Genomic DNA, 11,869 nt, shown 5'->3' on the forward strand with positions numbered 1-11,869 from the left:
CTCTTCTAAGCAATTTCTAATTTTGTTGTGATTATAATAATTGGCATAACGATAAATGTCAACCATTTTTCTGGAATTTATTAGATTTTATCAAGAAAAGATTAAGAAGCTTTAATTTAGCGACGATGTTTTATGGTTTAGGACGCGTGCATCATGATAAAGTCGAATCCTCGCGTTGGCAAAATGGCGTGAGCAAATACCAATGGCTTGGCCCCGAATCCAATCAGATAGCGTGGCTTAGGGCATCGTGCATTAACTGCCTTGACGGTTGCCTTAACGACTACCTGAGGCTTGCTCATCATGTTGCCATTGTATTGCTTATGCATCCCTTCAGCGACCTTGAGCGCAGTCTTTTCATAAGCACCGCCCTTAGCCGAGTCAGCGAGATGATCAGCCGCAATGTGTCCCCAGTCAGTCTTGATGCCACCTGGTTCGATCAAAATTATGTCGATGCCAAACTGCTTTACTTCCATTCGAAGGGCATCGCTAAAAGCTTCAACGGCATATTTGGTTGCATGGTACCAGCCACCCATAAACGATACCAAGCGGCCACCCATCGATGATACATTGATGATTTTACCTGAGTGTTGCGCGCGCATATAAGGCAAGACGTTTTTTGTCAAAGCTGCCAAGCCAAACAAGTTGACGTCAAATTGGCGCTTGGCCTCTGCCAGATCAACGTCTTCAATCGCGCCGTAACTGCCATAGCCTGCATTGTTAATCAGGACATCAATCCGGCCTTCCTTGGCAATAATTTCTGCAATAGCAGCCTTATTCGATGTCTCATCAGTAATATCCAGCTTCAGTGGCGTTACCCCATATTCCTTTAAGGCAGCCATTTTTTCAACCCGATGCGCGGCACCATAAACTTTATTGCCTTGCTGTGCTAAAGTCTTTGCCGTCTCAAAACCCATTCCGCTGCTGGCACCCGTTACCAAGATCACTTTGTTGCTCATAATTAATCCTCCATTTATTTAACTCGTATTTGATGATCTTAGTATATCCAAAATGGCTAGATTGATGAACATCATAAGACGCCATTAGTTTATCAATATGTGCCAATTTATTTTGCCATAATTGTACAATTTGAGATTGACGTTTTTGTACATTTTGAAGTTGCCATCGACATTGTTTAAGAGCCAGAATGCTTGGGAGCAATTTTTATCCACGCACCCTGCAAAAGAATGCGACGATATTTTTCCTGTTTTTCTGATAGGTAACGGTAATTTCAATCCACGCACCCTACAAGAGAGTGCGACTACTTTGCAACGGCTATTGTCGGTGTGATTAACTGATTTCAATCCACGCACCCTACAAGAGAGTGCGACCATCTGTTTGGCACTGGATAACAACACGATGATTTATATTTCAATCCACGCACCCTACAAGAGAGTGCGACGCTGTTTAGCATGCGGGTTACCGCCAGATTCAGTCTATTTCAATCCACGCACCCTACAAGAGAGTGCGACCAAGGAGGTGCTAAAATGCACACACAATTAGCTGCCAATTTCAATCCACGCACCCTACAAGAGAGTGCGACTACTTCTTTTCGGCGATTACCGCCTTTGCCTTTTATTTCAATCCACGCACCCTACAAGAGAGTGCGACCAATTGGAAATGGTACAAGGACAACTACATGTTTATTTCAATCCACGCACCCTACAAGAGAGTGCGACCGCACTGTTAAGCGATATTCATCGCTGGTTAGGTATTTCAATCCACGCACCCTACAAGAGAGTGCGACACGATAGATCCGACCATAGACCGTATCCATAACATATTTCAATCCACGCACCCTACAAGAGAGTGCGACCAACGGAAGAACCGCAAAAAGAAGAAAAACCGGAAATTTCAATCCACGCACCCTACAAGAGAGTGCGACGATTGCCGTGCGAACGGTGCAGAATTCGTCCCAAGGCTATTTCAATCCACGCACCCTACAAGAGAGTGCGACGATCGGTACCTGAAAATATTATGGTAGGAGGACTATTTCAATCCACGCACCCTACAAGAGAGTGCGACAGTTCCATTTCTGGGCCAGCCAGACGTTGAACAGCTATTTCAATCCACGCACCCTACAAGAGAGTGCGACATACAAAAGAAAAAAGCGGTACTCTCGTAACTGAATTTCAATCCACGCACCCTACAAGAGAGTGCGACTGTTGTCGGCGTCCAAAGCATAATAGCTGCCCTCGAATTTCAATCCACGCACCCTACAAGAGAGTGCGACCGTAAACGAGGCCAGTTTGGCAAACGAACGAGTTTTATTTCAATCCACGCACCCTACAAGAGAGTGCGACAGCACGATCCGGATGATAAAGTCAGCGCTGGCAATTACGATTTCAATCCACGCACCCTACAAGAGAGTGCGACATCGTGCTTGATCAACGAGTTAATCGCACGGTTAGCATTTCAATCCACGCACCCTACAAGAGAGTGCGACTTTGATGATCTTCTTGTTCATTGTTTTATGCTCCTTTATTTCAATCCACGCACCCTACAAGAGAGTGCGACTCTGGACTCGGCTGGAATCGAGGGCTCAGTTTTGATTTCAATCCACGCACCCTACAAGAGAGTGCGACCGCAATATATAGTAAAAAAATAACTTTTTCTCAATATATTGGGTTAAAAATTTTAATAAGGAATAAAAAGTATCCTTCATTAAAGTAAATTTAAATTAATTAACTAGAAAAGTGGTGCGAATCTATAAGAAAAACATGTTCACTTCTGATTCGCACCTAAGGCATCAAAAAATCAATGGTTCTTCTAAATCAAAAACATTCTTTGACCCATAACACTTTACCTTATTATTATGCTTAGTGCCAAGATTAAAAAAGTAGAGACTGTCAGTACTTTTATTCATTTCGCTTAATAAACGCTCTTTTAAAATCTCCAATGTTTTTGCATCAACTAAGCATTTAAAGACTGAGTTCTGAATTCGCTGTCCATAATCCTCGCAAATTTTCGCAACATGTCTTAAGCGTTTACTCCCAGCTGCATCTTTAGTAGATACATCATAACTAACAATTACCATCATCATTTTGTCCAACCTACTTCCATAAAAACGGAGCATAACCGTCCGTATCTCCACGTATGCATCTGGCTAAAAGTTGTGCTTGCGCAAATGGTACTAAGCCCCATTCAATTTTCTCTTTTAGGTAAGGATGATTGAGCTCAACCATTTTATTTTTTTGCCAACCTGTTAAAAATCTTTTACGAGCTTCATCAGTCATGATGGTTGCCCCATCGGCTTTTTGAATAAAATCATTTGCATGAACCATTTGTTTATTGATCAATCGCAGAACAAAACGATCCGCAACTACTCCTCTAAGTTCTTCCATTAAATCCAGTGCCAATGATTCTCGTCCAGGCCTATCAACATGCATAAAACCAATGTACGTATCTAATCCGTTTGCAGCTAATGCCGATGCACATTCAACTCTCAACAATGAATAGGCTAAAGACAATAGAGAATTAACTCGGTCCAATGGTGGACGACGATTTCGACCGTGATAGTAAAAATCGTCCTTTTGATTGATAATCATATCATCAAAAATAGAATAATAGTCGGTAGCCAGTCTTCCTTCAATTCCACGTAATTCATCAATCGATATGGAAGATTGAATATCGTCCAATCCCTTTTTTAATCGTTGCGAGATAGTTCTAAATCTTTCCACATCTATCTGCAATGGATGGTCTCGTAAAAAACGTTCGATAATCCAACGTTGGTTGTAGACTTTTCCTAATATAAAATTCTTAGCAATTTTTAGAGAGGCTGATTGATCATTTGCAATTTGGTACTGTCCTTGTCTAAGGTAGACGTTTCCAATCCGTTTACCGACCAGACGCCCCCTTAAATGCCCACTATTAGACATAAATGTCACAGCAATTCCAGCATCCAGACATTTTTGCATCAAACTTGGGCTCATGCCAGAATAACCAAACGTAACAACTGATTCAAAATTTTGCATTGGCAGTTTTGCAATGCACTTCTGGTCCAACATAATTACGATATCGTTTCCAGAACAGGCTAAATAGGTTTCAGGCATCGTAATATATAAAGTATTTAATAATTGTTTCATTCACTGAGTCTTCTTTCAATATATTCATTAACCGACTCTCTATTCAAAAGTTCAGGCAAACAAATATCTCTAAGTGAACACGATTTGCATTTTTGACTTGGTTTAACGCGAGGAGTATATTTGCGCTGCCAATAACTATGCATCTCAAGAACTGTCTGATTCAATTCCTGTCGCAACGCTAAAGTAAATTCAATCTTCTTCCTATGCCGCGTTTTGCCATAGTATAGGTAGCCATAATTAATATGACAAAACAACATTTCCTCTAAACAAACTGCTTCTCCTAATAATTGGAGTTCATCTGAATGATTAGTTTTTTCTTTTCCATGCTTATACTCAATTGGTATTGGAATATACTTGCCGCTTTTTCCAAATACCTGAGTGCCATTATTATCCTTTTTAAATTCAACAACATCGCAAACACCTGTTAAGCCATATTCTCTTGAATGGACTGGCATTGCTCTTACGATGAACTTCTCACCACGAGTCTCACTAATATATGGATCATCAGTCTTGTGATGCAGATTTTGTCCAGCAATAGTTAAATAATTATCATCCCATTGGTTTTCAATATGGCCAAGTGCCCATTGCCGACGACAAAATGCAAAATGTTGAATTCCGGAAAGCATTAGGTAATCTTCTTCAGAATACGTTGCCATTTTTAGCCTCGAAAAACGTCCTCTTTCACATCATCAAATGGTTCTTCGATAAATTCTACATCATCAACATTATTCATAATTTCACCATTCTTAGGTTGCACCTTTACTGAACGATGCATGGCTGCAGATGAATGCTTTCCTAACTTATTGTCATGTTCCCACCAATATACTCGTAAAACTTCCATGCTTCCAGCTGGTCGACTAGCTGACTCATCATTTTCAAATAATGTTTCTAATGCTTTGTGAATTGCATCGGCGTCTTCACGGGTAAAGCCAGTTTTTTCAGCGAGCTGAACATTAATACTGCCGTTAAACTCATAAACTGCAAAATCAATACTATATTTCATCCCCATCGTATCAGGTGTTTTTTTATCGCTTGTAACCGAATTAACTGATTTGATAATCTGCATTTCGTTAATCATAATCGGTGTGATTGATCGAGCTGTTTGAATGCTTACCGGTCCGCGTACACCTACTGACAAGCCATTTTTTTCATTATTGTTATTTGTCTTTTTAAAAGCAAAAATTTGTCCAAAGCTACGAACGTCAATCCACTTTTTCTCAGCTATTTCGGCAATGGTTTTCTCATCATGATTCTTCATAGCTTTCTTTAACTCATCATCACCTTCAGCACGATCTTTCAAGCTTTTATAGCCGTCATCTGCTCGATCTGCCGACTGAACAAAAATATCAGAAGCAATTTCACCATCATGATACATATCCTGTAAACGATTACGAATTTTGCGCTTCAAAGCAACATCTGAAACTTCTCCATAGCCATCACTAGTCTGACGTGGCCGGTTACCATTTAAAGGATCACCATTTGGATTAGCTGCTTTAACTGCAAAAACAACCTTAAAATCAATTTTATTTTCCAAAGCCATAATAAATTCCTCCTAATTATTTTCTTTTTTGTAGTACCAAGAATAACGTTGCTGACTGTATCCAACCAAAAATTCACCATTTAAAGGTGCATTACTATCAGACAGCCTTTTTTCAATTTCATTAATATAACAAACAATCGTTGAACCATAACGACTATTTTTAATATATGGAGCAATTCGCAGTCGAATTATTTTCCAAGTTGTTAATGGTTGCTGTTTAAATGCTTTTAGATAATTCATAGCATTTGTCTGACGCTTAATCTCATAACTATTTAACACGTTATTTTCTAAAACATCTGCAAACGCCAACAAGCGACCATATAAATAGTCTCGTGAATTTGTTTGTTGATTTAAGCTGATTACTTTAGTGTCTTCTATCTTCTCCTTTCTGAACCAAGCATTCCTCTGCTGATAATAGCCTATTATAAAGCGCCCGTTTAATGGATCATTGCGGTGCTTCATAGATTCTTCATCAGAGGGCATTAAGTTGAAAATGCGATCTAAACTTCTTTTAAAGCGAAAAGCATATTGATTATGAGTTAGATATGGCTGAAGATTTGAAAAAATTATTGACCAGGTAGTTAAAGGACGTTGAGCAAATGAAGATAAATATTTTTGGGCATTAGTAGCTCTGCTATTATCATTTCCCATAACTTCTGATTCTGCCAAGTCAGCTAATGCTAATACTCGTCCAAACAGATAGCTCCGTTCTGTGTCAGTATTATCCATACTAAACATATTAAAATTGATCTGTTTCTCTTCATGATCACACTTATGATACCAATCAGCTTTTTGATGTACATAGCCAATCAAAAAACTACCATTCAATGGCTGATTCAGCTTTTGAACATCACCTTGCAATAAGATGCTGATTTCACCAATTTCTCTTTGAATTCGATTGACAATATAATTTTTATTTTCATCTTTACCCATCTTTATAAGATAGGGCATTAATTTAAGATAGATTGTTTTCCATACAGTTAACGGCCGCTGGGCAAAAATCGTCATATAACGCTGGGCATTTGTTAAATATCCCTTCTGCTTTTCTTTTTTAGACTCATTTTCCGCAATGTCAGCAATTGCGAGCAAACGTCCGAATAAATAGTTTTGATCTTTTATTTGTTTATCCAATACAGGTCCAAATTCAGGATAGACGGTCCGAAAAAGCTGAGCTGCGCTCAACATTGTATCCGACCATGTTATTGATTTTCCGTGTGGATCATTAAAGCTCATTGGTCGAATTGCCCTATTATAAAGACCATTTAAAATACCCCAAGAAACTTTTTGCGTTCCAAGAATAGTTTGCGCTAAGCTTGATACCGTATTTTTAATAAGATCATTTTTAGCATGCTTGCCGTTTCTAAAGACTGCCAAACTGCGTAAGCTAAAGTTTTGATTCATGTAGCCATTTTTACCTGATTCATAAATAGCAGTTTTAGAATACCAATCTGTTAGTTTATCAATATAGCTCTGTACATCTAAAGATTGATAGTAGACAATATCTATTCGCCCAGTAACAGGAGCATCAAGCTCCATTATATAAACGTTACCATTTGCATTTAAGTGACAAATGTTTTCTCCCTTTAAAAAGGCATTCTTAATTTTTGCTGCTAACTGTTCATTCGTATCTGGCAATTCTTCATTGTCCAGCTGTTGGAATAATGATTCCAGCGGCTGGGCAAAAATGCCTTTCTTAGGCTCTATGACTGACATGTCTTCGCCTTTTGTTCCCCAAGCTAAGTATTTTCGCGTATCAATACTAAATCCTTGCCGATCAATTAACCATTTCAAAGCCAATTGTGCCTTTTGAGAGTTCTCATAACCAAGCGTTACGACCTCATCCTCATCATAAAAGCGTCCTCTATAGTTATAAGGATTATTTGTTGAAATCAGTTTTGCGTTATTAGATCCAGGTAAAATTCCTTTAATTCCTTTGATTTTTTTATTTGTTAAAACTATATTTGTCTTTCTTGAGATGTAATCAACGCCCTTTTCAGATTCAATACGCAGCTTAGATTCATAATAACTTTTCCATGCTTTATACATGGTCGGGTTTTCCCAATGCGGCTTTTCATTTTTTATCCAGACATTAAACCTAACAAAAATTTTGTCCAATGATTCAGATGATTCCTGGTATAATAAAGGTTTCTCGCCTTTTCCTGTCCATTTTTCTACTATTGAATAGGCTGTTTGATTGCCGAAAATTCCGTAATTTACTAAATCTTTCAGTAAATCATGTTCTGTTACGTATTTATATATTGCGGACACAGTTTGGTATGCTGATGTGGGACCATGACCTGCTAAATAATCCTTATATTCTTTAAGTTGATTAACATAGTTTTGGTAAAAATCTATATCTTTACTTTTTTTACTATAAAAATGGAAGTCACGAGCAACATATTTCAATTGATCATCAAGTGGCATAGGACTTTTAGTGCTTGACCCTGAGCGTGATCCAGAACTCAAAGTCGTTGGGATAATCGTTTTTTGTTCTTCATGTCTCAAAACGGTTGCATTATTAAAAGTACCATCTGCATTTAAATCGATCTGAATTGGTACATTAACTTGTATATGTCCAATTGGAAGCAGACATACCGTTCTTTCTTTACCGTTATCAGAAACGATTTCTTTTGGTATCCCAACTAAATGTTCATTGCGATCATAAAGGTCAACCAGATCAGTGATCCAACTCATTATCCTCATCCCCCATCGTTTCAGAATATAGTTCATCAACACTTTGAATATCGCGATAGTTAAAGTGTTTCACTGGGAATTCATGTAATGGTTTATGAATGGGACACTCTTCAGGTCGAATAAAATCAATAACCCCATTTTTCATTACTGGCTGCCATAACCGAATTTTCATCTGATCATCACCGGCTTCATCGGGATAATCAATACCATGCACCATCGTACCAAACGGCAGATCCAGACTATCATCATAATAGCCATCACCATTTCCAAATTCACAAGGTTCTACATAACCTTGACATTCACGAACTCCCAAAAAGATATCCCGTCGACCTCCTCTTTGTATGCAACGCTTCATAATGGCTAAATGTTTTTTAGCATTTCTGTCTTTTGCAAGATCAGGTCGATGCTGGTTAAATTCAAAGTGGGCTTGGACTTGATAAGCGACATCTTTTAAATAGGTATACCGAGCTAAATCTGATTTTTTACTATTATTATATTTAAATAACAGAATATCTTTGGCTTCAGTTTCAATTTTTTTAAGTATCCTTACTCGATCAATGTAAATAATGATTGTAGGCTTCCAGTATATACTCTCAGTAATTCCTTTTAGAGCCTCATAGGTTGGTACTGGATAACTGAACTTTTCACCACCAATTTTCATAATTGGATCAGTAAATAATGCATTATTCCCATATACACAATATGAAAAACTAGTATTTAGCACCTGTCATCATCTCCTTAAAATACACATTCTGATATTTTTTGATTGCCTTCAACTACTAATCCCAAATTTTTGTCATCATAAAAATTTTCTCGTAATGCATAAATTACTTTATTCGATGCAGCAAATCTATCAGGTCTAATCGCAACTACACCATTATTATCATTGATTTTTCGGAATGTGGATTCAAAGACATTGATCATAAATGGCTGTGCCGCCTTCAATAACTTATAAATTTCCTTAGTGTCGTTTATATCACCATTAAGTTCTGAAATTATCTTTTTTCCATAATGGTAAGGTACGATAACTGAAGTAGTATTATTTTCAATTACTTCAAAATGCCTAGCGATTGTTTCACTCGAAGAATGCTGTAAAGTTTCTTGCAGCTTACTCCTAATCTCATCATCACCATTTTGTAAAATATTTCTAATAAATTCACTGCCAACAGTACATTGGCTTAAACTAACTTGTCTACCATAATCTGTCGTTAAATACTCTGTTTGTCCTTTACTTTGACAATCACCTAAAAAATCAACAAAATATTTCCGAACTACTTCAGGAGTCAAAAAATCATTTGGATCAATGCCACTTCGCAGATACCTTTCTACTATTTTTTTACCCCTGTTCACATCTTCCAACATACTGATGTTTTCAACTTCATCTGCCATTAGAACAATATAAACATCGCCCCACTTCATTTCGGAATTTCGGTTGCAGCGACCTGCGGCTTGAACTATTGAATCCAATCCACATAAAGACCGGAAAACACATTCAAAACTAACGTCAACACCAGCTTCAATTAAAGGTGTTGATAAACAGATTACTTTTCTATGCATACATAAATCATTATTAATTTTTTTGATTGTCTCTTGTCGATGACTAGGACACATCTGCGTACTCAAATAATATATTCTTATATCACTATTCTTTTTAATTAAAGATTGTGTTTCCTTATAGATGTTTTTTACACAATCAATTGTATTAAAGATACCTAATATCGATTTGCTATGCTCACTTTGCTCAAAAATCATATGAGCAGCATCCTTGACATTTAATCTATTTGCAACGCCATCTTTTTCAGTACAGTCGTGAAATCTAACTCGTTTAAACTGATTAACTCTTTCTTGAAGGCCTCTTACAATTTCATGATCTTCATCAATATGTAATCCGTTTTTTAAATGCGATAAAGCAGGCTGAGTAGCTGTACATAAAACCACACTACATGCCCCATAATCCTTTAAAAAGTTAACTGCTTGATTAAACATTGATATACATTTAATTGGAACCTTTTGAACCTCATCAAAAACTATCACAGAATTGCATAAGTTATGAAAGCGACGACGATTTTGAGTTCCAGAACCATATATAGCATTCAGAAATTGAACCATCGTTGTTACGATAATCGGCTCGTCCCAATTTTCTTCTGATAGATCCAATAAATCTATTTGTTCACTTTCATGTTTTTTTAAATCCGTTGAAACGTTACTATGAAATTCTAGAATATTTGTAGAATCTTTTTTATCACCATTCAGTTTTTCTCTTAAAACGTTTGCATTTTGTTCGATAATCGTAATAAATGGTAAGACGTAAATAATTCGCTTTTGCTTTTTTAAAACTGCATGCTTTAAAGCATAACGTAAACTTGATAAGGTCTTTCCGCCCCCTGTAGGCATTGAAAGTGTATAAATCCCATCCTTCTTTTCTGCAAAAATATCACAATCATCAGACATCTTTGCTCTATATTGATTAATAGTCTTTCTACCCATCTCTCCAGAATTCATTTTATTTACTTGATTTAATAATGTCTGGTAATAGGTTTTAAATATTTTTTGACTGTCATGTTTAAGCGGAGACATTGTAAATTCAAAACAAGCAGTATCCGTACGATCGGCATCTAGGACACATGAATAAATAAACTGTGCTAAAAAATATATAGTTTTAAATTGTTCTTCTGCTTTCTCACTTTCAATTTTAGAATAAAAATTAGTGAACTCGTGTAAAGCTATCCCTAGATAATCTAAAAATTTCTTTTTACTAATCACCTCTTCAAAAAAGATATTGCTTATCTGATTTAATTCTTTTTGCTTATCTTTATCTTCTTCAAACCTAGATATTCGTTTTAAAAATGGCATTTCTCCACGAACGTCTAAATAGTCTTTTAATCCATTAGTATTGTGATGCGAAAAAATTGAATTTTCTAGAATCTCACATAGCAGCTTTAACAGTATTTGCTGATCATCGGCCAATTTGAACTCTTTTAGCTGGCTTCTAATAAACATTCCGCCAAACGTTGAATGGTCTACACTCCCTCTAACTGACTGATCTGGATTTTTTATGGCATTCTCTAAATATTCTTGAAAACTAGAACGGTATTTTCCAAGGTCATGTACTAATGCTGCAATTCCGGTTATGTGGCTCAATCCTAATTCGGTACCGTATTCTTCTGAATATCGTCTACAATTAATAAGATGGTCCCGTAGTTTTTCTTTAGCAATTTTATTGTCTTTTTGAATTTTTGTATGAGCAATAAACATTTTACTTCTCCCATTTCTGAATACCTACTTTAATTATAGAAAACGCTACCGTCTTTATAGTCCTTTTGGAGAAAAATAATTTAAATTTTTTTATTTTAGAACGCATTTTTACTAAATAGGATTTTTTCTATTCTATTAAGATCACGCCAAGCACACCCAATTATCGTAAACAATAAAAAACCGCCAGACGACGTAATGTCATCTGACGGTTAATCAGTTGGGCTAGCTGGGTTCGAACCAGCGCATGACGGTACCAAAAACCGTTGCCTTACCACTTGGCTATAGCCCAATAAACAAA

Annotated in this window: 8 protein-coding genes, 1 tRNA gene and 1 CRISPR repeat array; all 9 genes read right to left on the minus strand. The window is 36.8% G+C overall.

Features of this window, described 5'->3' with window-relative positions; translation table 11 throughout:
* Positions 1 to 137: 137 nt before the first annotated feature.
* Positions 138 to 956: an oxidoreductase gene (locus FC47_RS09535; protein ID WP_056968735.1), complete on the minus strand. Its 819-nt coding sequence runs from the start codon at positions 954 to 956 to the stop codon at positions 138 to 140.
* Between the two features lie 201 nt (positions 957 to 1,157).
* A CRISPR array of direct repeats spans positions 1,158 to 2,582; the repeat unit is 34 nt; unit sequence ATTTCAATCCACGCACCCTACAAGAGAGTGCGAC.
* Positions 2,583 to 2,746: 164 nt separating this feature from the next.
* A complete protein-coding gene (gene cas2, locus FC47_RS09540) occupies positions 2,747 to 3,040 on the minus strand; it encodes a CRISPR-associated endonuclease Cas2 (RefSeq protein WP_338141053.1) in 294 nt (97 codons plus the stop codon).
* Positions 3,041 to 3,050: 10 nt separating this feature from the next.
* Complete coding sequence (cas1c, locus tag FC47_RS09545; protein ID WP_056968736.1) at positions 3,051 to 4,082, minus strand: type I-C CRISPR-associated endonuclease Cas1c; 1,032 nt, start codon at positions 4,080 to 4,082, stop codon at positions 3,051 to 3,053.
* On the minus strand, positions 4,079 to 4,738 hold the full coding sequence (gene cas4 / locus FC47_RS09550; RefSeq protein WP_056968737.1) for a CRISPR-associated protein Cas4: 660 nt from the start codon (positions 4,736 to 4,738) through the stop codon (positions 4,079 to 4,081). Before cas4 ends, cas1c begins: the two co-directional genes overlap by 4 nt.
* A gap of 2 nt (positions 4,739 to 4,740) precedes the next feature.
* Entirely contained in the window at positions 4,741 to 5,622 is an 882-nt protein-coding gene (gene cas7c, locus FC47_RS09555) for a type I-C CRISPR-associated protein Cas7/Csd2 (protein ID WP_056968738.1), read from the minus strand.
* 12 nt (positions 5,623 to 5,634) lie between these two features.
* Positions 5,635 to 8,316 carry a type I-C CRISPR-associated protein Cas8c/Csd1 gene (gene cas8c / locus FC47_RS09560; protein ID WP_056968739.1) on the minus strand — a complete coding sequence of 894 codons (2,682 nt, stop codon included), beginning with the start codon at positions 8,314 to 8,316 and terminating at the stop codon, positions 5,635 to 5,637.
* Positions 8,300 to 9,040 (minus strand): type I-C CRISPR-associated protein Cas5c, encoded by a 741-nt coding sequence (cas5c, locus tag FC47_RS09565; protein ID WP_056968740.1) that lies wholly within the window; start codon positions 9,038 to 9,040, stop codon positions 8,300 to 8,302. The genes cas8c and cas5c overlap by 17 nt, the downstream gene beginning before the upstream one ends.
* A gap of 14 nt (positions 9,041 to 9,054) precedes the next feature.
* Complete coding sequence (locus FC47_RS09570; RefSeq protein WP_056968741.1) at positions 9,055 to 11,571, minus strand: CRISPR-associated helicase/endonuclease Cas3; 2,517 nt, start codon at positions 11,569 to 11,571, stop codon at positions 9,055 to 9,057.
* A 217-nt stretch (positions 11,572 to 11,788) separates the two neighbouring features.
* Positions 11,789 to 11,860, minus strand: a tRNA-Gln gene (locus FC47_RS09575).
* Positions 11,861 to 11,869 lie beyond the last annotated feature (9 nt).

It is taken from the genome of Limosilactobacillus mucosae DSM 13345 (assembly GCF_001436025.1).
GTDB lineage: Bacteria > Bacillota > Bacilli > Lactobacillales > Lactobacillaceae > Limosilactobacillus > Limosilactobacillus mucosae.

Bases quoted from the DNA above. Each gene is read 5' to 3' on its own strand.
- FC47_RS09535 (WP_056968735.1), bottom strand. From the start codon at position 956: ATGAGCAACAAAGTGATCTTGGTAACGGGTGCCAGCAGCGGAATGGGT.
- cas2 (WP_338141053.1), bottom strand. From the start codon at position 3,040: ATGATGATGGTAATTGTTAGTTATGATGTATCTACTAAAGATGCAGCT.
- cas1c (WP_056968736.1), bottom strand. From the start codon at position 4,082: ATGAAACAATTATTAAATACTTTATATATTACGATGCCTGAAACCTAT.
- cas4 (WP_056968737.1), bottom strand. From the start codon at position 4,738: ATGGCAACGTATTCTGAAGAAGATTACCTAATGCTTTCCGGAATTCAA.
- cas7c (WP_056968738.1), bottom strand. From the start codon at position 5,622: ATGGCTTTGGAAAATAAAATTGATTTTAAGGTTGTTTTTGCAGTTAAA.
- cas8c (WP_056968739.1), bottom strand. From the start codon at position 8,316: ATGAGTTGGATCACTGATCTGGTTGACCTTTATGATCGCAATGAACAT.
- FC47_RS09570 (WP_056968741.1), bottom strand. From the start codon at position 11,571: ATGTTTATTGCTCATACAAAAATTCAAAAAGACAATAAAATTGCTAAA.